The organism is Thermostichus sp. MS-CIW-37, assembly GCF_054060065.1.
The window spans coordinates 13,297-39,323 of sequence record NZ_JBSSCV010000020.1 but is presented as its reverse complement, the minus strand read 5'-3'; the positions used below and the strand labels follow the sequence as shown (position 1 = coordinate 39,323).

Genomic DNA, 26,027 nt, shown 5'->3' with positions numbered 1-26,027 from the left:
GGGTTCTCTATGACCACCAGCGTTAAAGGTTACCTGCTCTTGGCCGTTTCCTGCCTCAGCGCCATTGCTGCTGTTGGCTCAATTTTCGAGTTGGCTTCTGGCGAGCCGGATTTTGGCGTCGGCCCCACCAGCATCATCTTGGTTGTCGCTGCTCCATTGGCTGTTTGGCTGTTTCAGGCTGCGGTTGGAGCGGCACGGGCCGGCAATACGGCCGGAAAGGGGAGCAAAAAGAAAAAATGAGGAGACGGTGAGAACCCTAGGCAAATGGATATGGAGTCAGCGGGTTTGCTTCAAGGAGACCTCAGACTCCCTCTCGATTTCAGTCAGTTGGTGAAACTCCGGCAAGAGCTCCCGTTTCTGCACAGTTCCAAGAGCTGATTCCAAGCCGGCGGTAGCTAGGGTACAACTGGAGCCAGAACCATTCAGTACGGTCTCGGCGACCCGTCCATCTTTGCCGATCCGATATTCCACCTTGATGTACTCAGGCATCCGCACTCCACTGGTTACCGATCAACAACAGGTTCTTCCCCATTCTAGTTCTTGCTTCCTTTTCCTGGGCTAGATCTGGCTGGGCTCTATGGCTTCTGCTCGTCCCCCCTTCCAGGCTGCCAAAAGGGATCCCGGAATCCGGCGAGACCTCGGCTTGGGCGTGGGGGCATTGGTGTGTGTGGTGCTGATCGGTACCCTTTGGTACCACGGGGTGGAGCAGTGGCCGTGGGTGGAGGCTTTTTACATGACCATCATCACCCTGACCACTGTTGGCTTTATGGAGGTGGAGCCGCTGGGGGATCGGGGGCGTTTGTTTACGGTGGCCTTGATCCTGATGGGGGTCTTGAGCATTGGGTTCATGGTGAATCGCTTTACAGAGGCCCTCATCCAGGGACATTTTCAGGAAGGGATCCGGCAGCGGAAATGGAAGAAACAGATGGAAGCGCTGAACAACCACTACATCATTTGCGGTTTTGGGCGCATTGGGCGGCAGGTGGCTCAAGAGTTTCGAGCAGAAGGGGTGCCATTTTTGGTGATTGATCAGTCTGCCGAGGCCATTCAGGTGGCTCAAGAGCTGGGATACGTGGCCCTCCAGGGGGATAGTACTCTGGATGCCACTTTGCTGGAAGCGCGGGTGCAACAGGCGGAGGGACTGATTGCCGCCCTATCTTCCGATGCCGAGAACCTGTACGTGGTCTTGTCGGCCCGCACCCTGAACCCCCGCATTCGCACTATTGCCCGCGCCAATACGGAAGAGGCTTTGCAAAAACTGCAGCGAGCGGGCGTTGCCCATGCCATTTCTCCTTACATCACGGGCGGAAAACGCATGGCGGCGGCTGCCCTGCGTCCTCGGGTTGTGGACTTTGTGGATGGCATCCTTGCCGGTCGGGATCGCACTTTCTACCTGGAGGAGTACGAGCTGGCAGCCCAAGAATGTCCTTATGTCGGGCAAACCCTACGGAAAGCCGATTTGCGAAACCGATCCGGAGCTTTAGTGGTGGCAATCCGGCGGGCCGATGGCCAGTTGATCGGTGGCCCCAGCGGAGAAACCCTGTTGCAGCCGGGGGATCTGCTGTTGTGCATGGGCACCGCAGAGCAGTTGCGTCGGCTTGGACAGTTGCTCTATCCACGCCCGTAGCAGCCCGTTCTCCACCTGGGTAGCCTGGCTCAAATCCGCCTCAGAATACTGGGGCCATGAGAGTCGGTGCCACAGGTTTTCAAAAGTCCGTAGGTCTCGGCCAGCTCTTCGGCTTTCTCCGTCACTTCCGGGCTAGGGATCCAAATCTCCGGGTTTTTGTAGGCGTAGTAGACCTCAAGGCCATCTATTCCCAACTCCGCTGCTGCTGGGACAATTTCCTCTGCAGGCAGGCAATAGCGAAAGGGATGGGCCAACACCGCCAAGCCTCCTGCCGCTTGAATGGCCTGGATCGCGTCGGCGGCGGGCAAGCCGGGAACCTGCTCCCCTTGGGCAAAGGGATCCAGGACACCATCGGTGGGATCGAAGCCGTAGCCGAGAATATGCACTTCACAGCCCAGCAGGTTTGCGGTGATCTCGATCCCCGGCCACAGGATGGGGTCGTCGGGACGATCCAAGTGGGTGCGTGCTCGTTCGTAGCCCTTCAGGGTGTGGTGATCGGTGATGGCCAGTCCCTTCAGACCGTGCCGGCGTGCTTGCTCCGCCAGATCCACCGGATCCATCTGCCCATCCGAACAGCGGGTATGCAGGTGAAAGTTGTACTGCAAGGGACAAGAATGGGGGCCAACCCTCTGCAGCACCTGCCGCAACTCCACAGCGGAAGCCACCACGCAGGGATCGCGTTCCAAGCTGACAGCCATAGCCACCCTTGGGTTCTGAAGTTTTATTAAGCATGTCCCCCCATTGTAGCCAGGGGTAGGGGTCAGTGCCATGTGTCAAAGGCCGCTGAGCTGAGGGTTCAGAAGGGATCCCTAGCCGTGGGCCAGTACTTCCTCAGCAGCACGAGTTCCTGCCCCTGGAGTGAAGTCGCTGTAGCCCGCCGTGTGTAAAGCCGACTCCAGAGCAGCCAAGGTCATCAGCACATCGCGGTCACTCACAAAGCCCAAATGGCCAATGCGGAAGATTTTGCCCTTGAGGTGGTCTTGTCCAGCGGCAAGGGCGATGTCGAAGTGTTTCTTCAAGGTGCTGCGGATGGTGTCAGCGTTGATCCCTTCGGGAGCGAGTACAGCTGTTACCGAAGGACTGGCCGCTGACTCTGGATCAACCAAGAGCTTTAGCCCCAGAGCCTTGACGCCAGCACGGGTGGCCTGGGCCAGCTTGGCATGACGCCGGTAGATGGCTTCCAACCCTTCTGCGCGCATCATGCGCAGGGTAACCTGCAGGGCGTAAAACAGGTTCACCGCCGGTGTAAAGGGAGTGGTGCCTTGGCGCAGGGCCTTTTGCGCCAGCTTAAAGCTCCAGTAGTACTTGGGAAACCTAGAGCGCTCCGTAGCGGCCATGGCCCGCGGGCTGACGGCCACAAATCCCAGCCCTGGTGGGATCATATAGCCCTTCTGGGATCCCGAGGCCACCACATCCAAGCCCCATTCGTCCATTAACACCGGCATTGCCCCCACGCTGGTGACCCCATCCACCAGGACGAGGGCTTCCCCGTGCTCGCGGGCAGCAGCAGCAATGGCTTGGACATCGTTGGCTACGCCGCTAGAAGTCTCCGAGTGGGTGAGGATGACGGCTTTGATGGTTTTTTCCCGGTCGGCAGCCAGCTTTTCTTGGAAGATCTCGACGGGGTAAGGGATCCCCCAGGGGGTTTCCACCCGCTCACACTGAAGGCCAAACTGCTCGGACATTTCCGCCCAGCGCTCCCCAAACTTGCCGTTCACCCCCACCAAAACCCGATCCCCAGGGCTGAGGGTGTTGAGGATCCCGGCTTCCATAGCGCCGGTGCCACTGGCGGAAAAGACAAACACATCGGAGGTGGTTTGGTGCAGCCAGCGCAACCCATCGGTGACCTCTTCCAAAATGGCGGTGAACTCTTTGCTGCGGTGCTCGATGGGCCCCCGTGCCATCGCCAGCAGAGCACTCTCGGGAACGGGAGTGGGGCCGGGGATCATCAATATCAGCTTGTCTTTCATGCTTGCCCTGCTTGGGATGCAAGTGAGGTTTGAAAGGTGGCGGCCAGATTCGAACTGGCGCATAGAGGTTTTGCAGACCTCTGCCTTACCACTTGGCTACGCCACCCCACAACTCAACCAGAAAACACTCGCCTAGAGAGAATATTCTAGCCGAAAACCGGATCCCACTTCCAAGCCTTAACGTGGTGTTCTGTGATTCTGCTTGGGCCGTGAGAATGGTTTTGGATAGAAGGTGACTGGGTTAACGCAATTCCCAATTGGCCATGCAACCGGCTGTACCTGCTTCGTTCAACCTCTGGAAGGGCCTGCTTGTTTGGAGAGACGAGATCTTCTACCTCTGGGGTCTGCTGGCTTTGGGGATCCTGCGAGGAACGGTACCAGAAGCAACGCCAAGCTGGTTTTTGCCGGCAGTTTTGCTGGCCGCCTGGATTGGGGGAACAGGCTGCTGGGGCTTGGGCCGACGCGGGCGGGGATGGGGGCCCCCCTTGCTGATTTTGCTGTTGGGACTACTGCTTACGGAGACATTGCTGGTGGGCTATCGGGTGCCGCCGGGATTAATGCCTACCCCAACGCGGGTGTTGCAGGCCGCCTGGATGGCGCGAGCTGCCCTGATGCGAGATGCAGTGCAAACTTTTGTGCGACAGGCGCTGGTGGGGTTTGGCTTGGGGGTGGGATCCGGCCTGTTGCTGGGGGCGCTCTTGGCCCGTTTTCCCAAGATCGAACAGGGGGTTTTGCCCTATTTGGCAGCCCTCTCCAGTATTCCCATTCCGGCTTTGGCCCCGGTCATGGTGGGGGCATTTGGCATCGACTGGCCCTCGAAAGCAGCAGTGGTGGCGGTGGTGGTGCTGTTTCCGGTGGTGCTCAACACGGTGCGAGGGTTGCGTTCGGTGGATCCCAGCCAATTGGATTTGATGCGCTCTTACGGGGCCGGTGCCGGGCAAGTGTTTTGGCAGGTGCGGATCCCTCAATCTTTGCCCTACATTTTTAATGCCCTCAAGCTGGCGCTCACCTTGGCGATGATTGGATCCATTGTGGGGGAATTCTTTGCCGCTCCGGGGCTTGGTCTGGGCTTCCGCATCCGGATCGAGGCGGCTCGCTTCAATTTCGACATCGTCTGGGCGGCCATCATTTATGCCACCGTTATCAGCGCCCTAGCTTATCAGTTGATTGTAATGGTCGAAAAGCGGCTGACTTTTTGGCACAGTTCCTTTCGCTCTGGGGGCCGTTAGCCCTTAGATTTCCTACATATTTAGCAAAAGGAACAGAATCAAAATATGGAAAGACCACCCTGAAGACTTTCGGCAGTTGGCTCCGACCGGGTTGTTATGCGGTGGCTTTACTCACCACATTGCTATTTGCAAGCGCTCTACTTCTTGAAAACGAGCGTCGCGTGTTACCAAAAACAGAGCATGTTACAGTGCAAGGGCTGCAATCCAGACACCATTCTCAGATAACGGACGCCCCTCGAGCCTTAACTTGTCTTTGACATCACCGTATTGCCGCGCAGTTTCAGCATCACATACCAAAAACTTCCTGCATGCTTAACAGCCGGGATCCCGCCAATCGCTGCAACCAAGGGGTGAGAAACTCTCGGTTGGCCATTTGCTGCTGGGGATCCTGAGTTTCCAGAGGAAAAGGGGCGAGGGCACGCAGGGCGGCAGTGGTAACACAGAACATGGCCTTTTGGAAGCTAAGGCAGATTTTCACCCGCAGGTCATCATCCCCGCGAGGCTGGCGGCGGTAGTGCTCTCGCAAGTAGGGGGGCAGGTGGCGCATCATATCCTGCATCAACAGGGTAGGCGGGATCCCAGCGCTGCCTACCGGCAGCGGATCGGCGTAGAGGGCGCCGTAGGCAAAGTCAGCCTGCTCAGCCGGGATCTGGTGGGCCTGGGCGTTGTAGGAAACCGTGCCCATAAAGGGAAAGGAGCGGAAAAACACCGCTTCCACATAGGGGATAGCCGTATCTGATAGGAAAGTCAGACCCGCCGAGAGAGGGATGATCTCGTAGCGGCGGCCCCAGATGCAGGGAGCGTAGGTGATAGGCTTGTCGGCAGCTGCCACCAACCCCTGCTGGATGTGAGCCACCACGTCGGGAATGGTGAGGTGGGGTTCTATCTCAGAGCGCTTGGCCAGCGCCAGGAAAATATCGCTCATCACCCGCCAAAACTGGCCCAAGCCGCTGTACATGGCCAGCATGCGCACCTGTTCCAGAGCAAAGTCGGGAAACAAGATCGCCAAGCCCTGCAAGAAGGGATTGAAGCGGATTTTGGCCCGGATGGCTCTCTTGGCCCGCTCGACAAATTCAGGGGTATCCAGGTAGCGGTCTAGCCCCCCTCCCCCATGCCAGAGCATAGCCTTCATGCAGTATTCGGCAAACTCGTAGTTGATGCGGTCATGCCACAGGTAGCGCAGCCATTTGCCCAGGGTAATCTCGCCGTTGAAATACTTGAACGCCGGAAAAAGCTCCAAAAATTGGTGGTCGGCAATAAAGATCAAATTGCGCGAATAGGCATCCAGCACCTCGCCGTAGCTATGCAGGATGCCAATGACCTCTAGGCGATTGGCAGGGGCATCCGGCACAAGGGCTCCCCCTGCCTCTAGGCGCTGGACAATAGGAGCCAGTTGCAGTTGCTCCAGAGGAGATAAGCCGGCCAGAAAGAAGCAGGAAGGAGCAGGAGCAAGAGTGGCAGTCATGGGAGCAAAAGAAACTCCGTCGATCTCATCAAATCATCAAAAGGAAGACAACCCAAACTGAAAGGCAGTGACCAGTCCTGCAACACCAGCTAGGTTAGCCTTGGCCAAGGCCAAGGTGGTGGACTCCACCCAGCGGGTTGCCCAGCTAGGCTGCAGGCCCAGTAACACCACCAGCGTTGCCAAAACAACAGCAGGCAGGCGCTCTTCAGTGGCGTGGCGTTGCATGGCTATGGCCACTTGCGAGAGGCGCCCAAAAAAGACACGGTTCACCATCAGCAGAAAATAGGCCGCCGTCAATCCCGTCCCCACCATGCACAGGAGCGTTTGCAGGGGAAAGACGGCAAAGCTGCCCCGAAAGAGGGTGAACTCAGCTATAAAGCCCACCATGCCCGGTGTGCCGCCACTGGCCATCACCCCTAGCACCATCAAGCTGCCAATAAGCGGTAAGCCCCGCTCCGGGTTGAGCAATCCCCGCAGCAGCTTGAGATCCCGTGTGCCGGTGTTGGCATAGACGGCTCCCACCAGAAGAAACAGCAGCGAGGAGATGAGGCCATGGCTGACCATCTGAAAGATGGATCCCACCAGGGAGAGGGGAGTGGCTGCTGCTACAGCCAAGAGGATGTAGCCCATGTGGGCAATGGAGCTGTAGGCCACCAGCTTTTTCATATCCTGCTGCACCAAGGCGTTCAGGGATCCATAGAGCACGTTAACCACCGCCCAACCGGCCAGCCAAGGCCCGGCTTGATCCCAGGCATCCGGCAAGAGCTGCAGGCCAAAGCGCACCAGGCCGTAGGTGCCCAACTTCAAAAGCAAACCCGCCAGCAACACGGAAATGGGGGTGGAAGCCTCCACATGGGCATCCGGCAGCCAAGTGTGGAAGGGAACCAAGGGGATCTTGATGGCCAGCCCCAGCAGAATGGGAATAAGCAACAGGGTTTGTTGCACCAGGGGCAAGGGGTGAGCCTGCAGGACGGTATAGGTAAAGCTGTGGGCATCGCTCAGCCAACTGAGGCCGAAAAAGCCTACCAACAGCAGGATCCCTGACAGAGCTGTGTAAATCAAGAACTTGGTGGCTGCATAGGTGCGCTGTGGCCCTCCCCAGATGGCGATGAGCAAATACAGGGGGATCAGCTCCACTTCATAGAACAGGAAAAACAGCAGCAAATTCTGAGCCAAAAAAGCTCCGGCCACCGCTGCCGCCAGCATAAGCACCAAGCTGTAGTAGAGGCGGGGCCGCTCCACCTGGCCGCTGGCCCAAATGGCCATCAGCACCAGCAGCCCGGTCATCACCACCAAAGGCAGAGAGATCCCATCCACTCCCACCTCATAAACCAAGCCCAACTGGGGGATCCAGGCCATCTTTTCCGCCAATTGCAGGGATCCAAGGTGGGGGTCAAAGATCAGCAACAGCCCCGCGCTCAGGCCAAACAAAACCCACCCAAACCCCAAGGCCAAAGCCCGGTGCAAGCCCTTCCCCGCCTGCTCGGGAATCAACCCAATCAAGATGCTCCCCAACAACGGGATCCCGATCAAAAGGCTCAACATGGCTCTCTCCCATCAATAGGCCAACCCCAGATGGAGCGAATGCAGCAGCCAAGCTGTAACCAACACCACCCCCATGACAATCACCAGCACATAGAGTTGCATCCGCCCCGACAGGGTGTACTTGAGGGCTTCGCCGCTGAAGAAAAAGGCCAGGCTCACCCCGTTCACCAAGCCGTCCACTCCGTTGCGATCCAGCCACTCCAATCCGCGGGAAAGGGCGCCGACCGGTTGCACCACCAGGGCTTGGTAGAGGTGCCCCGTGTAAAAGTCGTGGGCCAGCAGATCCTGCAACTCCGGCCAGGGCAGGTGCACCCTCCGTTGGCCTCCCCAGTACAGCCAGCCGCCAATGGCTGCCCCCACCAGCCCAGCAGCCGTCAGCAGGGCTGCCATCCACCTCAGCTCCGGGCTCCAGTCGGGATAGAGTCTCCACCGCCCAAACAGCCAGGGCATGAGCAAGGTTTGCACCGTCAGGATGCCCATGGGCAGAGCCATCAGCCAGCCCACCTCAGGGGCCCGGCGGGTTTTGGGTTGAGGGGATCCCAAAAAGACCAGGCCAAACACCCGCGCCAGGTTGAGAGCCGTCAGCCCATTCACCAGCAGCAGCACCCCCACCAGGGCCGGCTGCACCCCGCTGTAGACCAGCGCCAGGCGGGCCAGCGTCCAAAAGCACCCCAGCGGCAGCAGGGCCACCATCCCCAGGGATCCCACGGCAAAAGCGGCCACCGTGGCCGGCATGCGGCTGCGCAGGCCCCCCAGCTCTGTCAAATCTTGGGTAGAGGTGGTGTAGATGAGGGATCCCACCCCCATAAACAGCAACGCCTTAGCCAGGCCGTGCATCAGCAGCAACTCCAGGGCCAGCTCCGGCTGCTGCATTCCCACTGCCACAAACACCAACCCCAAGTAGGCACTCGTGGAGTAGGAGAAGGTGCGTTTGATATCGATTTGCGCCAAGGCCACCAGGGATCCGCCCAGGGCTGTGATCGTGCCGATGGCCACCAAGACCCCATTCGTAATCGGCGACAGGGCCAAGAGCGGCTGCAGCTTAATCAGCACAAAAGCCCCGCAGGCCACCACTGCCGAATTGCGCAAAATCGAAGCCGGGTTGGGCGCTTCCATCGCCTCATCCAGCCACAGGTGCAGCGGAAACTGGGCGCATTTCCCCAAAGGCCCTGCAATCAAAGCCAACCCCATCAAAGCCGCCCAAGCCGGATCCAAGCTGGCCGTAGCCGCCCAGTCCCGCAGGTCGGAAAACGTCAAGGCCCCAGAAAAGTTGGAAACCGCCACCACCCCCATCAGCAGCAGCAGATCTCCTACCCGCTTGGTTAAAAACGCATCCCGCGCCGCCGTCACCACCAGAGGCTGGGCGTACCAAAAGCCCACCAGCAAATAGGTGGAAAGGGTGAGCATCTCCAGCAGGGCATAGCTGAAAAACAGCGAGTCACTGAGGGCGATCCCTGTCATTCCCCCCTCGAAAAAGCCCATCAGGGCGGCAAAGCGACCCAGGCCCCAGTCCCTATCCAAATACCCCAGCGCATAGATCTGGGCCAGCAAGCTCAAACCGCTGATCCAGACGACGGCCCCCATTGTCAGGGGCGAGATCTCCAAAGACAGGGTCAAATCCAGATCGGCCACCCGAAACCAGGGGTAGTTCAGGATCTGGGGATCCCGACCCCAAACCTGCCGCAACAGCCAAAGGCCATGGGCAAAGGCGGCAAAAGTCAGAAGGATGTTGAGGTAAGCTGCCGGACGCGGGCCACTGCGCTTGACCCACCCCGTTGCCCAGGGAATGGCCAAAGCTGTTCCCGCCCACCCATAGCAAGGGATCCACCAACTGCTCTCCAACCCCAAAAGGTTTGACATCATTAAATGCTAAATAAAACGGAAAACTGGATCCAACGGAAATCAGTCAGGCTTTTGAATCGCTCGTTCTCTATTTCACGATATACCTGGCTCGAACGGTTCCAAAACCGGGCCGGATGGCTTGAGCCAATCTCGAAGTTGAGCGGCAATGCGCCGGGCGGCCCCTGGGGATCCCATGCGGCGGCGTCCATGGGCCCGCAACTCAGCCGCGTAGTTGGGATCGGCGGCCAGGCGTTCCAGAATCCGGCCAACCACGGCGGGAGCCTGCTCCACTGAGGTCAGGTGGACGGCGGATCCCAAAAGACGGGTCTGCGCTTCAGCAAAGCGCGGGGTAAACTGGGGCCCTTCTCCCGGCAGGGTCACCACCGGTTTTCCCAAGCCTACACATTGCTCGGTAGCCGTTCCCGCCATGGCCAGCACCACTGTTGCTCGTTGGGCACAGGCCCCGAAGTCCCCCCAAACCAGAAGCACATCGCTGCGCTGAGATGGGATCCGAGCCTGAAGCGGGTCTCGCTCCAGGTTGGGGCTGAGGGCAGCATAGACTTGCAGCTCCTTTGGGAGCCGCTCCACCACCTGCATCATCAGAGCCCAGTTGCGATAGGCTTCCGGCGGACGGGATCCGGGCAAGAGCAGCAAGGCCGGTCGGTGGGGATCCAAAGGCAATGTCCCGCGTGGCTCTAGGCCATCCATCATCGGGTTGCCCAGGTAAAAGGCCCTTAGGCCCCGTTTTTGCAAAGCTGTAGCTGTCAGCTCATCCCGCAAAAAAGAACCCAGGCAGCGTCGGTGGGCCATCAGCCAGCGCTCCCAGGGCAGGTAATCGGAAATCGGCTGCCCAAAAGGGATCCAGGGGTGTCGGTAGGGACCCCCTTCATCCCGCCAGTAATAGTCCGACTTGGCCGTGCCCACAAAGGCGTAGGGGATCCCGCTCCACCATGCCATCAGCAAGGGCACAATATCCCCCACGGCCAGCACCAGGTTCCTCTGGGCTGCTGCCCGCCGAACCAACGCCAATTGCCGCCCCGTCAGCCCCAGCAAACCGGCCCGCAAATCCCGCCACAACTGCCGCCAATCCTGATAAATAAACCCCCCCGACGGCATCACCTGGGCAATGGGCAGCAGGGGGATCCCTTGGCGTTGGTAGGCTGTCCCTTCTCCCACAATCGGCAAGGCTTGCACCGGGATCCCCAGTTGGACTAGGGCAACAGCAAGGCGACTGCCCACCTCATCTTCCCCGTGTCCATTGCTCAGACACAGCACCTGCGGTGGATTCGTTGGATTCCATTGGGTTTCCACAGCTTGCCGTAGGCGCAATCTGGGCTGAATCAAGAGGGATCCCCCAGCTCACCAGAAATCTCCTCATAGAATAGAGCCAATCCAAGAGGGGAACCCGGGAGATGATCCGAAATGAGCGACAACGAGCCGAACTGATTGCAGCGGTAGAAGCCCTTCAGCTGGAAGGCCCCTATTTTGTGGAAGAGCGCCTCGCCCGCCATCGCGGCCCTTTCTTGCGGGCAGTGAAAGATGTGCCTGTAGGGGGAACTTGGTGGGAGATCCGCTACTTTCCCGCCTGCGAGCGCTATGCTTGGGCCTACCTTCCGGAAGGGGCTGGCCCACGGGCTTTTGCCTGGGGACACACACCACAGCAAGCCTTTCTCAACGCCTTATGGCATCACTCCCTTTCTCCTCAGAGCCAAGAACAGCCTCAGGGAAACCATTCCGATTTACAGTGAATGGACGCCCTCTTGGCTTGCTTCCGCTTAGTGGTAGGACGGGGCTTTAGGCGCATTTTTTTGGTAAAAATTAAGCAACTCTCTTCCCACGTATAGGGAACATGAAACCCCAGGCCGTCGCCCGTATTCTGGATGCCAACCTCGATCGAGCTCGTGAAGGACTACGGGTATTGGAAGAATGGTTTCGTTTCGGCCTGGAAGAGGGAGAGCTCTCTGCCGAATGCAAGGCCATGCGCCAAGCCCTAGCCCGCTGGCACAGCGATCCCCTGCGTTTGGCCCGCGATACCCCCGCCGATCCAGGCACCCAGATCTCCCACCCCCAAGAGGAGCAACGGCGGGATCTCCGCCACCTCTTGCAAGCCAATTGCAGCCGTGTGCAAGAAGCCCTGCGGGTGTTGGAAGAATACGGCAAGTTGGCCGAATCCCACCACTGGGTGGCCCCTGGCCTGGCCAAGCTGGCCAAAGACATGCGCTATCGGCTCTACGTCCTGGAAAGTGAACTGCTGGGCGGATCCCTGCGGCAGCGTCTCCTGGCAGCCCATCTTTATTTGGTGACCAGCCCTGTGCCCCACTGGCTAGAGGTGGTGGAAAAATCCCTGCGGGGCGGGGTGACCCTGGTGCAATATCGCCGCAAAAACCTCCCCGACGGCGAGATGCTGCGGGATCTCAAACAGCTGCGGCAGCTGTGCGACCGCTACCAGGCGCTGATGATCGTCAACGACCGGGTGGACTTGGCTCTGGTCAGCCAGGCTGATGGGGTTCACCTGGGCCAGACGGATCTGCCGGTCGCCCAAGCTCGGCACCTCCTGGGATCCCAGCGGCTCATTGGCCTGTCCACCACCAACGCCGAAGAGCTGGCCCAAGCCCTGAACAGCGACGTGGACTACATTGGCGTCGGCCCCGTTTACCCCACCCCCACCAAAGCGGAGAAACCCCCCGCCGGCCTGGAGTACGTGCGCCTGGCTGCCGAGAAAGCCCACCTGCCCTGGTTTGCCATCGGCGGCATCGATCCCCACAACCTGCCCGAGGTGCGTCGAGCTGGGGCCACCCGTGTAGCCGTGGTGCGTGCTTTGATGGAAGCTGCCGATCCCACCCAGACAGCCCGCACCATGCTGGCCGAACTGCAAGGGATCCCTGCCCTATCCTAAAGATCAACCGTGAAGCTCAACCGTGAGCATTTTGCTGCTTATTGGCTGTTCCAATCCAAATGGTTTCTGAACAAGTGAGAGGAAGATGAAGTAAGGATGTTCTAAACTCCAGAGGCGATGACAGAAGCCGCAAGAAAAACAAATTCAGACAGCAGGGATCCTGCCCTGGTCGAGATCCCGGCGGAGCTGCAAGCAGGGCTGGTGACAGAGCTGGATTTGATGATCCGGGCCCGCTACCCCTTGGTTTACTTGGTCTCTCCAGAAGAAGAGCCTGCCGATGCCGTGCTAACCCAAGTAGCCAGACGGACAGACCCACCGCGGCAATTGTTGTTCTGGGACTTGGTGCGGGGCTGGCAAGATACAGGCGAGGATCGGGGCTCCATCATGGCAGCTCTGGGGCGGGTGTGGCGCTCTGCCCCCAACGAGGACACTCTCTTTGTGCTGCGGGATCTGCACTTTGTGTTGCGCAACGCCACCAGCGACAAAAACGCTCCCATCATCCGGGAGCTGAAAAACCTCAGCCGCGAGCTAAAACGCACCCGCAAGATGCTGATCCTGCTCAGCCACACCCTGGAAGTGCCCAGCGACCTGGCAGAGGAGGTCACCGTCGTCGATATTCCCTTGCCCAATAGCGAAGAGATCAGCCGCCTCATCCAGCTCTACGTGGCCCCAGATAAACTCAAGCTCACCCCTCTGGCCCGCGAGCAACTGGTCAAAGCTTGTCAGGGACTGAGCCGAGAACGTATCCGCCGCGTTTTGGCCCGCGCTTTGGCCGCCAAGCAGGAGGTCAACGAAGCCGATATCGACCTGGTGCTGGAGGAGAAAAAGCAGGCCATCCGCCAAACCGGCATCCTGGAGTTTTTCACCGCCCGCGAGACCCTCAAAAGTGTGGGGGGCCTGGATAACCTCAAGGCCTGGGTGCGAGTGCGGCAAGAAGCCTTTACCGAAGAGGCGCGTCGCTATGGCCTGCCCAACCCCAAGGGCGTGCTGCTGGTCGGGATCCAGGGCACCGGCAAATCCCTCTCCGCCAAGACCATCGCCAATGAGTGGCGGCTGCCCCTGCTGAGATTGGATGCCGGGCGGCTGTTTGCCGGCATCGTCGGCGAGTCGGAAAGCCGGGTGCGGCAGATGATCCAACTGGCAGAGGCGATGGCCCCCTGCGTGCTTTGGATCGACGAGATCGACAAAGCCTTTGGCAACATCACCAGCAGTGCCGATGGAGATTCTGGTACCAGCCGCCGGGTGTTTGGCAGCCTGATTACCTGGATGCAGGAGAAGACCAGCCCCGTTTTCATTGTGGCCACTGCCAACAACGTGCCGCTGCTGCCGCCAGAGCTGTTGCGCAAGGGCCGCTTTGACGAGATTTTCTTCTTGAACCTGCCCACCCACGCTGAGCGCAAAGAGATCTTCCGGGTGCATTTGCAGCGGTTGCGCCCCAGCCGCCTGCGGGAGTTCGACCTGGAAGCCTTGGCAGCCACAGCTCAGGACTTCAGCGGGGCCGAGATCGAGCAAGCCATCGTAGATGCCATGTACAACGCCTTTGGGGGCAGTGGCAGCAGCACTCGGCGGGACTTTACCCAAGAGGATATCCTGCAGGCCATCCGCGAAACCGTGCCTTTGGCCTCGATTGCCCGCGACCAAATCGAGAGTCTTAAGTGCTGGGCTGCTCAAGCGGGCGCGAGAACGGCCTCTCAAGATGCCCAGGTGCTGCAGGAGATGAAGCAGTGTTTTGCCTCTTCTTGAGATTCAGAATGGGTGAAATCCACCTCCCAGCCCAAATAAGGCGGCTAGTATGCCAATACCCACAGCAACTCCAGCCGCTATCTTCAAGTTTTCTTCTAGGCTTTTAGCATCTGCCTTTTCCTTCATTGCAGTTAGCAAAAATAGCTGATCCTCCCCACTCAGCCCACTTATAAAATGGGGATATAGATTCGATAGGGACAGCTTTAAAATGATCGATCCTACTTCTACAGTGAAGCTCAAGCTGGGAAAGCTCCGAGTCTCTGTCTTTCTCCATCTGGGCTATTGCTGATGTTGCCTCTCCTTGGAGCTTTTTAGCCCTTTCTACTTGATCCTTACTGTATTTGGAGTCAAGGACTGCTGACCAGCCAGCAAGAAATGAAAGGAGAATAAGTATGACACCAACAAGCTCCCAGCCAATCGAGAGAGCCAAAACACCGAGCAAGAGAAAGGTTAAACAAGATTGTATGTTGTCGTCCTTCGTAATAAATCTGTAGTCAATTCTGGCATCTTCCTCCCTTACTCCAATAGCGATTAAGTTCTTCTTGAGTTCAGACTTAACTTGCTCTACTCTTTGGTTATAGTTGGCCTCGATGTTTTTCTTACGACGTTCTATCTCTTCTGCAGCTTCCTTTATCTTGTCGAAGTCAAAGGGCCAAGGTTTGCCATCTTGTGTGCTGTAACCGCGTTCTGCTTTTAAGTCTTGGTCATACCCGCTCCCTTTTGTGGGCGAAGTCTGGGAAAGCCTTTGGGAGTCATAGGATTTTCGCTTCACAGGATCACTCAGGACCGAGTATGCTTCCTGAATAGACTTAAACTTTTCCTCAATGTACTGCCGCCCCTTAACAGGTGTATCTGGGTGAAGTTTATCGGGATGGTATTCTTTGGCAAGCCGCCTGTAGCTCTCTTTAATTTCTTCTAGAGTTGCATTGGGCTGTAATTCCAGCTCGCGGTAAAGGTCTTTCATGGGAGGATCCGGCGCAGGGGGCCTTGTGCCAGCTACTTTGATGCGGGGATCCTATTCCCTGAGGGGAAGCCTTGCAAAGTGCTACTCAATACCTAGACTCTTTTTTAAGCCTATTTTAGGGATCGGACAGCTCCAGCCAAGCAGCCCTTGGCTCCTCCCTCAGTAGATGCTTTTTCAAGGCCCAACGTCCAGAAAGGCGGGGTTATGAGCAAGCTGCTGCGGCTTGCCGCGCCAAGACCCACTCCACCAGGGTGCGCACTCCATAGCCGGTGGCCCCTTTGTTGTTGTAGCCTGCATCCTTCTCTGTCCAAACGGGGCCTGCTATATCCAGGTGGGCCCAAGGGGTTTTCTCCACAAACTGCTTCAGGAACAGGGCAGCGGTGATGGATCCCCCTGAGCGGGGGCCGGTGTTTTTCATGTCGGCCACAATGGAGCTGAGACCCTCGAAGTAGCCTTCTTCCAGCGGCAGGCGCCAGATTTTTTCGCCGGAAAGGTTGGCAGCTTGCTGTAGCTCCTGGGCCAACGTCTCATCCGGGGTGAACAAGCCGGCAATTTCTTCCCCCAGGGCAATCACACAGGCACCGGTCAGGGTAGCCAGATCGAGGATGGCATCGACGCCCAGCTTTTCCGCAAACACCAGTGCATCCGCCAAGGTGAGGCGACCTTCTGCGTCGGTGTTGTTGACCTCGATGGTCTTTTGGTTAGAGGCGGTGAGGATATCCCCTGGGTGGATGGCATGGCCGCTGATCATGTTTTCCGTGGCGGCGACGATGAAGTGCAGCTCCACTTGCGGCTTGAGGGCGGCTAAGGCCCGTGCAGCTCCCAAAACTGCCGCTGCTCCCCCCATATCGGTTTTCATCATGGCGATGCTGCGGGAGTCAGTTTTGATGTTCAGCCCACCGGAATCAAAGGTCAGCCCCTTGCCCACCAGGGCCAATTTGGTGACGGGATCCCCTTGTGCCGGCTTGTAGGTGAGGTGAATAAACTGGGGCGGCAGATCAGAGGCTTTGGCCACACCCAAAAAAGCCCCCATCCCCAGAGCTTCGCATTCTTCCTGTCCCAGAATCTCCACCTCTAGGCCATATTCCTGGGCCAGTTGGCGGGCGGTATCGGCCAGGGCGAGAGGAGTAACAATGTTGGCGGGGGCAGCCACCAATTCCCGAGCCAAGATGGTTCCTGCCGCCATCTCAATGGCCCGCCGCAGCGCGGCCTCGTAGTCAGAACGGGCCTGGGCCAGCCCCGGCACCAAAAGGGTTACTTCCTGCACAGAAAAGCTGTTTTCCTCTTCCCCTTTGGCTGAAGATTTAAACCGATTGTCCCGGTGCGCCACCAGTAGGCAGGCTTCGGCCACCGCCTGAACCACGCGCACCCGATCCAACCCCGTCTCCGGCAAAGACAGCATCACCTGCTTGGCTTTTAGGCTGTGAGCCTGGCGCAGGCCGTTGGCTGTGGCCCGTCGTAGGGCTTCTAGCGTTAGGGCGGCGGGATCCCCTAGCCCCACCAACACCAGTTTGCGGATCTCTCCTGTCAGGCGCAGGGCAACACTGCTATTCGGCTTCCCCTGAAACCCCTGCTCCTGAACGGTTTCCGCCACCAGCCCTGACCACGCCTTTTCATCCCAAGAGGCGATCTCAGGGGGCAGAGGAAAGCGGCCATTCCCGCCGGAAGCGGCAAAGCAATAGACCAGGGCACATTCCCCTTGAGTGAGTGGCGGCTCGCTAAGATGAAGCTGCATGAGAAATCCTTGACCAAGCTGTTGACATGGGATCCCCAGTCTATCCAATTTCGCCGGCTCTTAGGGCGAGGGATCCACCCCTAGTGGGCGGGCCGGAAGATCCCGAAGCAGGAAGTGTAGCCGTGTAAAAAGGTGGATCCCCCAACGGGGCCGATCTCACCATTGCAAAAGAACCCCCCCAAGGGCAGCTCTCCAAGCAATTCCCGAAACCGTTGCGAGTCAAAATCGGGAGTGCCGTACAGGCCCTTGCCTCGCCCCAAACAGGAGAACATCAACGCCCCACAAGGCTCCGGCCTCGGTTGAGAGGGGCTTTGCCTCAAGTTGCGCTCGGCACAATAGCGGCTGAGGGCCCAACGCAGATCTTCTGCCGAAGTCTGGGCATCCCGCAGATGAAATTGCACCGTCTGGCCAGGGCGCACCTGATCCCCGATGGCCAGCGCCCCCACGCGCGGATCAACGCCCAAGATTACGCGAATGAGGAAATCTCCCGGCGTCGGCTCCGACTTGAACTCATCCATCAGCAGGCCGATGAAGAGAGAGTGGCGGGCCAATCGCTGATCCACGGGACTGAGCCGCTCTGCCAAGTCCTGCAAAACCGCTAGAGGAGGGCGACCCTCCAAGCCAAGAATCACATTCCCCTCTGCTTCCGTCACCCGCAAGGGATCCCCAATGGGGCGACACCCCTGGGCCACCACTGCATCCAGCACCACATTGCCGTAGAGCGCTAGCCCCACTGTGCCCTCTCGATACAGCTCCCGCCGAGGTGTGAGGGTACGCGCATCCAGCAAAAACAGAGCATTGCCCCGAGGGCCGCGGCCCCCACTGGCCAATCCCCCCACTTTGACTGATCCCGGATAGGCGAAATCCAACCCCTGCAGCAACTCTGAGATGCCAGAGGAAAATCCATCGGCCAAGAGCAGAAAATGAGGCTTGCTCTGCGGCGAAACCCCAACACAATCGACCCAGGCAGAAGGAGCCGCATCCAAGTCTGGCAATTGGTTCCCCCGCAGATGAAAAGGATGCAGCACCACCTCCGGCATGACCGCCAAAGACAAGGAGAGAGCCGGGCCATCCTCAATTTCATGCCCGCCACCCACAATGCCACCCCCGGAGCAGCCGATCAAAACGTCCACCTCCAGCAGCCCCGACAGCAATGGCAACACCCGGATGTATTCGCTGGCAAAGGCCGCCGACACAAACAAAACCCCCAGGTTGGGCCGCAGCGGCTGAGAGGGGACATACCCCGTCAGCAGCCCCGGCAAGCTGCCGGATCCCACCGTCTGCACCTGCCGACTCAAGGCACTTTTCAGCTGGGCCGCCTGAAGCTTGGCCTTGGCTTCCTCCACCACCTGCCGCAGAGCCGCTTCTAGGGAAGGGAGCCGGGAGAGCGCGTTCACCCACTGCATCGGCGTGTTCCTACGGTCTGGAGTTTGCTGTCTTTAGGGTAGCTGTCTTTAGGCTAGCAATTTATGGCCAGGCTGGCTGTTCTGTGTAGTCTCGCTTTGGGACAGGATCAGGGCAGATAGGGCCGGGGATCCACAGGCGCGCCCCCGCCGGGGCGGACTTCAAAGTGCAGATGCGGCCCTGTGCTCCAGCCAGTGCTGCCGCGGCTCATGATTGTCTGCCCCTGCTGCACGTACTGGCCTGTGGAAACGTAAATCTGATGGCCGTGGGCATAGCGAGTAACAATTCCGTTGGGATGGCGAATGTCCACTCGATTGCCGTAGCCATCCCCAGCATTCCCCGCGAAGATCACCACTCCCTCCTGAACGGCTACAATGGGGGATCCCACGGGGCCAGGAATATCTACCCCTGCATGAAGGCGACCGCGACGGTAGCCAAAGCCAGAGGTGATTTGCCCGGAGACCGGCCAGATAAACCCACTGCTGCGGGCCTGAGGAGGAGCTGGAGGGGGCGCTGGCGGCGCTGGCCGAGCTTGTGGCTGGCTCTGAGCTCGTCGGGCAGGAGCAGGGGTGGGCTGCGTACCCGGCGCCGGAATCGTAAGGCGTTGGCCAATGCGCAGCCAATGGGGATTGCGCAAGTTGTTGGCTTGAATAATAGACCGCTGAGTTACCCCGTAGCGGGCGGCGATCCGTTCGATGGTGTCACCGGCTCCAACCGTGTGGGTCAGGGATCCACCGGCCAAGAGGGCTTGCCGTTCTTGTTCCATCTGCTGGGCCCGGCGTTGCTGCTCGGCCTGTAATCGGGCTTGGGCTTCGGCTTGGCGTTGGGCTTCCTCTTCCTGCCGGCGGCGCTCTTCCTCTTCGCGAGCTTTCTGGGCAGCGATCATCTCCTTCTGACGCTGGATCAACTCGCCCACATCGCCGGGGATGAGCAGGCGTTGGCCAATGCGCAGATATTCCGGGCGCTCCAGGGGAGTCGCTTCGATGATCCGCTGCTGGGGAACTTGGTAGCGGTTGGCAATGTCCTCCAGCGTGTCTCCCTGCTTGACGGTGTAGATCAATCCCGGTTGGCTGGGGATCAGCAGCTTCTGCCCCGGCTTCAGCTCAGTACTGGCCTGAATACCGTTGGAGACGGTGATGGCAGCCGCGTCGAGCTGATACATCTGGGTCAGTTGCCAGAGGGTTTCCCCCGGCTGAATTTCATGCTCCAGGATGCCTCTAGGCCCTTCTCCTGTCGGGATCCGTCTTTCTGCGAAAGCTTGGCGCAGTTGCTCCCTTTTCTGCTCGTAGTTTTGCTGCAGAGCGCCGGATAGCGTATGCACAGAGGGAGGGATCGGCTCTACAGCCGGAGATAGCGATCCCCAAGGGTGGCGGCTCAACTGTCGCTGCTGTAGGGTGGCGACCCCGGCTAAGCCCAGCATCAGCAAAAGACCGGTGGCCCAAGCCGGATATCCCCGACGCGCAGGAGCAGAATCCCCCGGCTCTGGATGGGCTGTCTCAGGCTCGGTTGGGCACCTGGGGGTGGCCGGCAGCTGCTCTTCCCCAGCTTCTGCGCAGGGATCCGCCTCCAGCTTCAGAAGCCATACCAGGCCCGTTAAGCTGAGAGAGAGGGCCAAACCAACCCATCTTGGCTTCGACCGCCCAGAGAGAGGGGCTGGAGCCCACTCCAGAAGATAGGCTTCCTCGGCAGATGAATCCGCAGAAGTCCAGGACTGTTCTGAAGGGATCCCCTTTGGGGGTGGGGGGAAAAGGGTGCTCACGGCAGCACCGCGGAAATCCGGCTCCCCCTTTTGGGGACTTGGGAAAGTGGGTTTTAAAGGCATCCTCACACCAACAGGCTGACACTAGAGTGCAAGAGAAGAAGATGTCAAAATGAGGGGCACAAGCCCCTTGGCACCGAGCACCCCAGGGGTGACTCAAGCCGGGGTGGAGCTCGCTAATGAACAGGCTGGCTCGCACTCAGGTTAGAGTACCGTAGTTAACAAATCTAGACAAGTCTTGGCAGGTAATTTCAGCCAAAATGCTTGCCCCACAATGGTTCCAGCCCTTGGCCCGTTGAGATTTTGTCGAGCCTTATCCGATTCAGGATAAAATGTGCCATCGTACTTTTTTGGAAGACAAAGCCTGTTTTGCTGTAGCTGAAACTACAAACTAGGGATATCAATGGATTTGGTTGTCTACAACACATTGACTCGCCGCAAGGAAGTGTTTCAGCCGCTGGCAGCAGGTGGATCTCAATCCGTTTCCGTCGGCAATTCCCAGGGATCTGCAGCTCCAGTTGCGGAGGAGAAGCCCCTGGTGCGGATGTATGTCTGTGGTGTAACGGTTTACGACCTCTGCCACCTCGGCCATGCGCGTACCTACGTGGTTTGGGACATGGTGCGTCGCTACTTGGAGTGGCGCGGCTACCGAGTGAAGTATGTGCAGAACTTTACCGATGTGGACGACAAGATCCTCAAGCGGGCGTTGGAACGTGGCGAATCGATGCAGGCGGTGGCGGAACGCTTCATCGCCGAATATTTCCAGGACATGGATCGCCTGAACATCAAGCGGGCCGATCTCTACCCCAGGGCAACGCAATCGCTGCAAGCCATGTTCCAGTTGATCCAATCTTTGGAGCTCAAAGGCTTTGCCTACCGGGTACGGGATCCGATTCGACACCAGACCGACCCGTCTTCCCTCCGGCAAACCGGGCACAAGCCGGAGACCCCCACCTCTATTCAGTACTCTGTTTACTACTCTGTCCGCAAATTCCCGGATTACGGCCAGCTATCCGGTCGAAAACTGGAGGAGATGGAGGCGGGAGCCAGTGGCCGGGTAGGAGAAGAAGGAGCCGACAAACAGGATCCCTTCGACTTTGCCCTTTGGAAAGCGGCCCCCCCTTCTGAGCCGGGGTTTGCCTCCCCTTGGGGTTGGGGACGACCGGGCTGGCACATCGAATGTTCCGCCATGGTGCGAGAGACCCTAGGAGATCACATCGACATTCACGCCGGCGGGGCAGATTTGATTTTCCCCCACCACGAAAATGAGCTGGCCCAATCGGAGCCAATCACCGGCAAGCCGATGGCCAAATACTGGATGCACAACGGCTTTCTCAACATCAACGGCGAGAAAATGTCCAAATCTTTGGGCAACTTCACCACCCTGCGACAGGCCCTCGCCGTCTATCACCCCATGGCCTTGCGGCTGTTCCTGTTGCAGACCCACTACCGCAGCCCGATTGACCTCACCGAGGCAGCCATGCAGGCAGCCAGCCGTGGCTGGGAAACCCTCCAGAAAGGGATCCACTGTGCCCAGCACTTCTGCAAAGAAGAAAAGGGATCCCCTGATGCTGAGGCCATGCAAACCTTCCAAGCTGCCATGGACGATGATTTTGGCACCCCTGGAGCGCTGGCTATCGCCTTTGAATTGGCCAAAGAACTCACCCGCGAACACAACCTGCTCACCCATCAAGGCCAAACCCACCTAGAGCCTCAGGCCCTGAGGCAAAAAAGCGCCGCTCTGCTGGAGATTTTGGCTACTCTGGGATTCTGTTGGCCCTCATTCTCCGAATTCGAGGGATCCACAGAAGCAGCTACAAACGGGGAACTTCACTTTGAAAAGGGAGAGAACCAACTCATCCGAGAAGAGCAGATCGAGGAGCTGATTGCGCAGCGCTCGGCAGCCCGTAAGGCAAAAAACTTTTCAGAGGCAGATCGCATTCGGGATCAGTTGAAAGCCCTGGGCATCACCCTCATCGATCAAAAAGATGGCACCACCCGTTGGCTGCGAGAATAGGGGTTGCGGAGCACTTCTCAGACCTATAGTCACTTCAAGTCAAGAGTGAAACTGTCCCGTTGCCTTGCTTCCCAGCTTTTCTCTTCCTTGGGCCGGGGGTGGTTGCGGAAGCGGCGCAGAGCAGTCGGGAAGTGTCTCAACCTAACTTGTAACCATAAAAGTGAGCCCGTTGGTTGGGCTGTCACTTTCAGGCTATGACTTGTAAGATCTTTCCAAGAAATCCAAGGCGTGATTCCTCAGTTCGTGATAGGTTTTCATCTCGCGCAAATCATGACGACTGGGGCGTGGACGCGGCAGGTTGACATTTAAAATCTCGGCAATCCGGGCCTTGGGGCCATTGCTCATCAAAACAATTCTGTCTGACATATAGACGGCCTCATCGACATCGTGGGTAATCATGATAACAGCCTGGCGGTGTGTTTCCCAAATACCCAAAACCTCTTCCTGAAGTCGGCGTCGAGTGAGGGCATCCAAAGCTCCAAATGGCTCATCCATGAGCAATAACTTTGGCCGAATTGCTAAAGCCCGAGCAATTCCTACCCGCTGTTTCATCCCCCCAGAAATTTGATCGGGATATTTGTCGGCAGCCGCCTCCAGATGAACCAAGCGGATGTGCTCTTCGGTGATCTGCCGCCGCTCTTGACGGGATTTGGTTTTGAGCACCTCATCCACCGCAAGCTGAATGTTGTCCCGCACCGTTAGCCACGGCAACAATGAATATTGTTGAAATACCATCATCCGCTCGGCTCCCGGCTTGCGAATCGGCTTGCCCTCTAGGGTCAGGGATCCCTCCGTTGGTTGCTCTAGCCCTGCCACCAGTTTGAGCAAGGTGGATTTACCGCAGCCGGAATGTCCAACAATCGAGACATATTCAGTTTCACCTACGGTGAGATCAATGCCATCGAGCACCACCAAATCCTGCCCACGCGGATTCCGATAAGTTTTCACCACCCCTCGGATATCTAAGAAAGTATCTGATTTGGTTTGGAGACTTAAGCCCTGAGTAGCAGAAACTGGGTAATCCATGAAAAACCTCTCCTGATCGATCAATCAACATTGACAAGTAAGACACGGGTCTGAACAAGATATAGCTTTTCCAATAGATCCCCATTGCAAGAAACGGGCAGCCGGAAAAGATTGAGGTGGATAAAGATTTGGATTCGATTGAGTTGACTTATCTTTTGGCTGTTGCAAAGTCGATCGTAAAAAAGAAAGAGAAAATGATAATAACTGCTGGCCTCTCATGGCAAAATCTCCGGTGGTAGAAAATTACAGGAAACATTCATAGGTTAAAGGCTGGGTTTTGTGAAAAAGGCTTGGCAAATGATGCTTGCAGAGCTTATCCCCTAAGCTGTTTTGTGGCTTTATCGAGAATGGGGTTTGTTAGACATCAGGATCGGCCTCCATAAGCTGTAGTGCGTATCCCCGGAAAAAACTGTAAAGGACGATTGGCGCGGATTTCGAAGCTATTGAGGTAACCCACGGGATCGCCGGGATCAAAGGCTTTGCCATCGATAAATACCTCCTCTGGCTCCACCTTAAAATCCTCAGCAGGGCAAGGGATCCCCATTTCAGCGGCGATCTCCCGATACAGATCGGTGCGCCATGCTCGCCGGATCTGCTCCTCCACATCAGCAGGGATCTCGGCGATTTGGTTCCAACGGGCCGCTTGAGTGACCAGCCAGAGTCCCTGAGATTGCCACAGAAACGTGGAGTGATCATGCTCTGGGTGAGGTAGATCCTCAGGCATCCGAAAAAACAAGGTACTGTCTGGCATCTGGCGAGTCCGGTCTTGCCCATCAAAGCCGCCATAGTTGTAGTTCCCCACAATGGCAGGTCTGGTGTAGCGCAGGGGAGCACCTGTGTAGGCGCGGGCCGAAATCAACTCCGCCACCTCCTCCCGGTGGTCATCGCAATACCGACAGGCTTCGATCATCGCCATCACCAACGAGCGGTAGGTGCGGGGGTTCTCCTCGATAAAGCTCTCCATCACCGCCAATACTCGGTCGGGATGTCCACGCCAGATCTCTTTGCCGTGGGCGAAGGTGAACCCCACTCCCTCATTGCCCGCAATGGCACGGGTATTCCACGGCTCTGCCACCATGTAAGCTTGCATGGATCCAATGCGGATATGAGTCACCATCTGTGGCGGGGGAATGATAATGATGCGGAACTCGGCCATGGGATCGATCCCGGCTGCCCCTGCCAGATAGCGAATGAAGTACTCGTAGATGGCGGAACTGAGCACTGTTGCCCACAGTCGCCGCTCGACGGGCAAGCTCTGGAAATACCCACGAAAATCCCGCCCGAAGAACTCCAGATCGCCGTCGTATTCATACCAAGGTCGTAAGCCGTAGTCCCACATGGCGCGGTTCATGGTCATGGCGTTGCCATGGCGATGAATGGTCATGGCCGCACACAGGGGAACCCGCCGCGCCCCTTCTGCCCCTAGGCGGGCATTGGTCACTGCTCCCGCCACCACCGGTGAGGCGTCCAAGCGTCCGAAGATCACCCCATCGCGAGAGTTGGCCCAACTGGACTCGCGGCTCAAGCGCACATTCAACCCATATTTGCGAAAGAAACCTTTCTCATAGGCCACGGCAAAGGGCGCACAATCGTTGACCGGCACATAGCCCACCGTTAAATTGGGTTTTTCCAGGGATCCAGGATCCACCACCGGCTCGATATCGGCAGCCTCCACGGCTCTGTATCCTTTGGCCGCTAGGATCCCGGCCCCCACAGCCCCCAAGCCCTGCAAGACTTTTCGGCGGAAATACAGTTTTGCACCACCTTCGGCCAGAACTTTCATGAAAAACCCTCCGATGGATAAGTCTGGTCAGGCAAGCGTCGCGTAGCAGAGATGGAGCAATGTGCAGATCTGACAAACAAACTGATCTAGGTCTGAAAATTTCTAAGAGCGAAGCTCATTATTGACATCAAGAAGAACCGAAAAAGAGAAAATCACCCGGCTTTAGGTCTGGGTTGCCGGTCGGTGGGTCACCCAGGTTTGAATTCGTCGCAAAGCCAGATCCAGCACCAGCCCCGTTGCTCCAATCAGCAACACCGACAGGAACACCGCGCTCAAATTGAGACGGTTCCATTCATCCCAGACAAAAAATCCAATGCCAATGCCGCCGGTTAGCATTTCGACAGCCACAATGACCAACCAAGCAATACCCAAGCTGATGCGCAAGCCCGTAAAGATGTAGGGTAGGGCGGCAGGCCAGATGATCTTGAGGATCCGTCGCCAACGGGGCATCTCCAGCACCAGCGCCACATCCAGATAGTCCTGAGGCACACTGGCCACCCCCAAGGCCGTATTGATGAGAGTTGGCCACAGAGAGGTGATGAATATCACGAAAATGGCTGCGGGATCCGCCGAATTAAAAATAGACAGGGCAATGGGCAGCCAGGCTAGCGGAGAAACCGGCCTCAAAATCTGGACAATTGGGTTAAACATCGCCATTGCCGATGGCGACATTCCAATCCAAAACCCCATAGGAATGGCCACCACTGCGCCCAGCAAAAAGCCAATCAAAACTCGCCGCAAACTCGCCAATAAGAGCCAGCCAACGCCCAAATCGCCCGGCCCACGCCGATAAAATGGATGAAGAATGTAGTCGAGATTGTCAACAAAGGCTTGTGGCGGAGTGGGCACCAACTCACTGCGAAAAAGAGCGACAACCCACCAAATTGCCAGTAGCAGGGCAAATCCGGCCATTGGCAAAATGACCTGTTCTCGCCAAACGTACCTTTGGATCCAAAAACTTCCCCTGCGACCGATAGCCACAAGTTGAGAGCGGTTCTGCATGTTGTTTGGTAAGGTGAGGA

General features: G+C 57.8%; 21 protein-coding genes and 1 tRNA gene. 7 read left to right on the top strand and 15 right to left on the bottom strand.

Annotated features, from left to right (window positions below; translation table 11 throughout):
• Positions 1-9 precede the first annotated feature (9 nt).
• Positions 10-240: a hypothetical protein gene (locus ACVWYZ_RS09945; RefSeq protein ID WP_011433402.1), complete on the top strand. Its 231-nt coding sequence runs from the start codon at positions 10-12 to the stop codon at positions 238-240.
• A 36-nt stretch (positions 241-276) separates the two neighbouring features.
• On the opposite strand, the gene ACVWYZ_RS09940 is transcribed toward ACVWYZ_RS09945, so the two are convergent.
• On the bottom strand, positions 277-489 hold the full coding sequence (locus ACVWYZ_RS09940; RefSeq protein ID WP_457466943.1) for a DUF2997 domain-containing protein: 213 nt from the start codon (positions 487-489) through the stop codon (positions 277-279).
• A gap of 88 nt (positions 490-577) precedes the next feature.
• Between ACVWYZ_RS09940 and ACVWYZ_RS09935 the strand changes: the two genes are divergently transcribed.
• Positions 578-1,627: a potassium channel family protein gene (locus ACVWYZ_RS09935; RefSeq protein WP_414344088.1), complete on the top strand. Its 1,050-nt coding sequence runs from the start codon at positions 578-580 to the stop codon at positions 1,625-1,627.
• Positions 1,628-1,656: 29 nt separating this feature from the next.
• On the opposite strand, the gene ACVWYZ_RS09930 is transcribed toward ACVWYZ_RS09935, so the two are convergent.
• From ACVWYZ_RS09930 to ACVWYZ_RS09920, 3 genes are all read right to left on the bottom strand, one after another.
• Positions 1,657-2,325 (bottom strand): PHP domain-containing protein, encoded by a 669-nt coding sequence (locus ACVWYZ_RS09930; RefSeq protein WP_414399728.1) that lies wholly within the window; start codon positions 2,323-2,325, stop codon positions 1,657-1,659.
• A gap of 111 nt (positions 2,326-2,436) precedes the next feature.
• Positions 2,437-3,597: a pyridoxal-phosphate-dependent aminotransferase family protein gene (locus ACVWYZ_RS09925; RefSeq protein WP_414328831.1), complete on the bottom strand. Its 1,161-nt coding sequence runs from the start codon at positions 3,595-3,597 to the stop codon at positions 2,437-2,439.
• 34 nt (positions 3,598-3,631) lie between these two features.
• Positions 3,632-3,703, bottom strand: a tRNA-Cys gene (locus tag ACVWYZ_RS09920).
• Positions 3,704-3,860: 157 nt separating this feature from the next.
• Between ACVWYZ_RS09920 and ACVWYZ_RS09915 the strand changes: the two genes are divergently transcribed.
• Positions 3,861-4,826 (top strand): ABC transporter permease, encoded by a 966-nt coding sequence (locus tag ACVWYZ_RS09915; protein ID WP_414357663.1) that lies wholly within the window; start codon positions 3,861-3,863, stop codon positions 4,824-4,826.
• Positions 4,827-5,112: 286 nt separating this feature from the next.
• On the opposite strand, the gene ACVWYZ_RS09910 is transcribed toward ACVWYZ_RS09915, so the two are convergent.
• The 4 genes from ACVWYZ_RS09910 to ACVWYZ_RS09895 form a co-directional block, all read right to left on the bottom strand.
• The gene (locus ACVWYZ_RS09910) at positions 5,113-6,291 is read right to left on the bottom strand and encodes a CO2 hydration protein (RefSeq protein WP_457466942.1); all 1,179 of its coding nucleotides are present in this window, start codon (positions 6,289-6,291) and stop codon (positions 5,113-5,115) included.
• A 36-nt stretch (positions 6,292-6,327) separates the two neighbouring features.
• Complete coding sequence (locus tag ACVWYZ_RS09905) at positions 6,328-7,836, bottom strand: NADH-quinone oxidoreductase subunit M (protein ID WP_457466941.1); 1,509 nt, start codon at positions 7,834-7,836, stop codon at positions 6,328-6,330.
• A 12-nt stretch (positions 7,837-7,848) separates the two neighbouring features.
• Positions 7,849-9,696, bottom strand: coding sequence for an NAD(P)H-quinone oxidoreductase subunit F (locus tag ACVWYZ_RS09900; RefSeq protein WP_457466957.1), 1,848 nt, complete (start codon positions 9,694-9,696; stop codon positions 7,849-7,851).
• 75 nt (positions 9,697-9,771) lie between these two features.
• On the bottom strand, positions 9,772-10,989 hold the full coding sequence (locus ACVWYZ_RS09895) for a lipid-A-disaccharide synthase-related protein (RefSeq protein ID WP_457466956.1): 1,218 nt from the start codon (positions 10,987-10,989) through the stop codon (positions 9,772-9,774).
• A gap of 101 nt (positions 10,990-11,090) precedes the next feature.
• On the opposite strand from ACVWYZ_RS09895, the gene ACVWYZ_RS09890 reads away from it, so the two are divergent.
• The 3 genes from ACVWYZ_RS09890 (at position 11,091) to ACVWYZ_RS09880 (ending at position 14,317) form a co-directional block, all read left to right on the top strand.
• Positions 11,091-11,426: a hypothetical protein gene (locus ACVWYZ_RS09890; protein WP_457466940.1), complete on the top strand. Its 336-nt coding sequence runs from the start codon at positions 11,091-11,093 to the stop codon at positions 11,424-11,426.
• 101 nt (positions 11,427-11,527) lie between these two features.
• The gene (locus ACVWYZ_RS09885) at positions 11,528-12,574 is read left to right on the top strand and encodes a thiamine phosphate synthase (RefSeq protein ID WP_414350712.1); all 1,047 of its coding nucleotides are present in this window, start codon (positions 11,528-11,530) and stop codon (positions 12,572-12,574) included.
• A gap of 219 nt (positions 12,575-12,793) precedes the next feature.
• A complete protein-coding gene (locus ACVWYZ_RS09880) occupies positions 12,794-14,317 on the top strand; it encodes an AAA family ATPase (protein WP_414408083.1) in 1,524 nt (507 codons plus the stop codon).
• Positions 14,318-14,420: 103 nt separating this feature from the next.
• On the opposite strand, the gene ACVWYZ_RS09875 is transcribed toward ACVWYZ_RS09880, so the two are convergent.
• The 4 genes from ACVWYZ_RS09875 to ACVWYZ_RS09860 all read right to left on the bottom strand — a co-directional run bounded on the left by ACVWYZ_RS09875 (position 14,421) and on the right by ACVWYZ_RS09860 (position 20,035).
• Positions 14,421-15,281, bottom strand: coding sequence for a J domain-containing protein (locus ACVWYZ_RS09875; protein WP_457466939.1), 861 nt, complete (start codon positions 15,279-15,281; stop codon positions 14,421-14,423).
• A gap of 202 nt (positions 15,282-15,483) precedes the next feature.
• Positions 15,484-17,016, bottom strand: coding sequence for a leucyl aminopeptidase (locus ACVWYZ_RS09870; RefSeq protein WP_457466938.1), 1,533 nt, complete (start codon positions 17,014-17,016; stop codon positions 15,484-15,486).
• An 80-nt stretch (positions 17,017-17,096) separates the two neighbouring features.
• Positions 17,097-18,422, bottom strand: a complete 1,326-nt coding sequence (locus ACVWYZ_RS09865) for an FIST signal transduction protein (protein ID WP_457466937.1) — start codon at positions 18,420-18,422, stop codon at positions 17,097-17,099.
• A 107-nt stretch (positions 18,423-18,529) separates the two neighbouring features.
• Complete coding sequence (locus ACVWYZ_RS09860; RefSeq protein ID WP_457466936.1) at positions 18,530-20,035, bottom strand: LysM peptidoglycan-binding domain-containing protein; 1,506 nt, start codon at positions 20,033-20,035, stop codon at positions 18,530-18,532.
• Positions 20,036-20,582: 547 nt separating this feature from the next.
• Between ACVWYZ_RS09860 and ACVWYZ_RS09855 the strand changes: the two genes are divergently transcribed.
• Positions 20,583-22,196 carry a cysteine--tRNA ligase gene (locus ACVWYZ_RS09855; RefSeq protein ID WP_457466935.1) on the top strand — a complete coding sequence of 538 codons (1,614 nt, stop codon included), beginning with the start codon at positions 20,583-20,585 and terminating at the stop codon, positions 22,194-22,196.
• A 192-nt stretch (positions 22,197-22,388) separates the two neighbouring features.
• Here ACVWYZ_RS09855 and ACVWYZ_RS09850 read toward each other — a convergent pair whose 3' ends face one another.
• The 3 genes from ACVWYZ_RS09850 to ntrB form a co-directional block, all read right to left on the bottom strand.
• Complete coding sequence (locus tag ACVWYZ_RS09850) at positions 22,389-23,222, bottom strand: ABC transporter ATP-binding protein (protein ID WP_414356827.1); 834 nt, start codon at positions 23,220-23,222, stop codon at positions 22,389-22,391.
• A 364-nt stretch (positions 23,223-23,586) separates the two neighbouring features.
• Entirely contained in the window at positions 23,587-24,996 is a 1,410-nt protein-coding gene (locus tag ACVWYZ_RS09845; RefSeq protein ID WP_457466955.1) for a CmpA/NrtA family ABC transporter substrate-binding protein, read from the bottom strand.
• Positions 24,997-25,167: 171 nt separating this feature from the next.
• On the bottom strand, positions 25,168-26,007 hold the full coding sequence (gene ntrB, locus ACVWYZ_RS09840) for a nitrate ABC transporter permease (protein ID WP_414356816.1): 840 nt from the start codon (positions 26,005-26,007) through the stop codon (positions 25,168-25,170).
• Between the last annotated feature and the right edge of the window lie 20 nt (positions 26,008-26,027).

What these genes read in the sequence shown, in the direction of transcription:
- ACVWYZ_RS09945 (WP_011433402.1), top strand. Translation starts at nt 10, where the DNA reads ATGACCACCAGCGTTAAAGGTTACCTGCTCTTGGCCGTTTCCTGCCTC.
- ACVWYZ_RS09940 (WP_457466943.1), bottom strand. Translation starts at nt 489, where the DNA reads ATGCCTGAGTACATCAAGGTGGAATATCGGATCGGCAAAGATGGACGG.
- ACVWYZ_RS09935 (WP_414344088.1), top strand. Translation starts at nt 578, where the DNA reads ATGGCTTCTGCTCGTCCCCCCTTCCAGGCTGCCAAAAGGGATCCCGGA.
- ACVWYZ_RS09930 (WP_414399728.1), bottom strand. Translation starts at nt 2,325, where the DNA reads ATGGCTGTCAGCTTGGAACGCGATCCCTGCGTGGTGGCTTCCGCTGTG.
- ACVWYZ_RS09925 (WP_414328831.1), bottom strand. Translation starts at nt 3,597, where the DNA reads ATGAAAGACAAGCTGATATTGATGATCCCCGGCCCCACTCCCGTTCCC.
- ACVWYZ_RS09915 (WP_414357663.1), top strand. Translation starts at nt 3,861, where the DNA reads ATGCAACCGGCTGTACCTGCTTCGTTCAACCTCTGGAAGGGCCTGCTT.
- ACVWYZ_RS09910 (WP_457466942.1), bottom strand. Translation starts at nt 6,291, where the DNA reads ATGACTGCCACTCTTGCTCCTGCTCCTTCCTGCTTCTTTCTGGCCGGC.
- ACVWYZ_RS09905 (WP_457466941.1), bottom strand. Translation starts at nt 7,836, where the DNA reads ATGTTGAGCCTTTTGATCGGGATCCCGTTGTTGGGGAGCATCTTGATT.
- ACVWYZ_RS09900 (WP_457466957.1), bottom strand. Translation starts at nt 9,696, where the DNA reads ATGTCAAACCTTTTGGGGTTGGAGAGCAGTTGGTGGATCCCTTGCTAT.
- ACVWYZ_RS09890 (WP_457466940.1), top strand. Translation starts at nt 11,091, where the DNA reads ATGATCCGAAATGAGCGACAACGAGCCGAACTGATTGCAGCGGTAGAA.
- ACVWYZ_RS09885 (WP_414350712.1), top strand. Translation starts at nt 11,528, where the DNA reads ATGAAACCCCAGGCCGTCGCCCGTATTCTGGATGCCAACCTCGATCGA.
- ACVWYZ_RS09880 (WP_414408083.1), top strand. Translation starts at nt 12,794, where the DNA reads ATGATCCGGGCCCGCTACCCCTTGGTTTACTTGGTCTCTCCAGAAGAA.
- ACVWYZ_RS09875 (WP_457466939.1), bottom strand. Translation starts at nt 15,281, where the DNA reads ATGAAAGACCTTTACCGCGAGCTGGAATTACAGCCCAATGCAACTCTA.
- ACVWYZ_RS09870 (WP_457466938.1), bottom strand. Translation starts at nt 17,016, where the DNA reads ATGCAGCTTCATCTTAGCGAGCCGCCACTCACTCAAGGGGAATGTGCC.
- ACVWYZ_RS09865 (WP_457466937.1), bottom strand. Translation starts at nt 18,422, where the DNA reads ATGCAGTGGGTGAACGCGCTCTCCCGGCTCCCTTCCCTAGAAGCGGCT.
- ACVWYZ_RS09855 (WP_457466935.1), top strand. Translation starts at nt 20,583, where the DNA reads ATGGATTTGGTTGTCTACAACACATTGACTCGCCGCAAGGAAGTGTTT.
- ACVWYZ_RS09850 (WP_414356827.1), bottom strand. Translation starts at nt 23,222, where the DNA reads ATGGATTACCCAGTTTCTGCTACTCAGGGCTTAAGTCTCCAAACCAAA.
- ntrB (WP_414356816.1), bottom strand. Translation starts at nt 26,007, where the DNA reads ATGCAGAACCGCTCTCAACTTGTGGCTATCGGTCGCAGGGGAAGTTTT.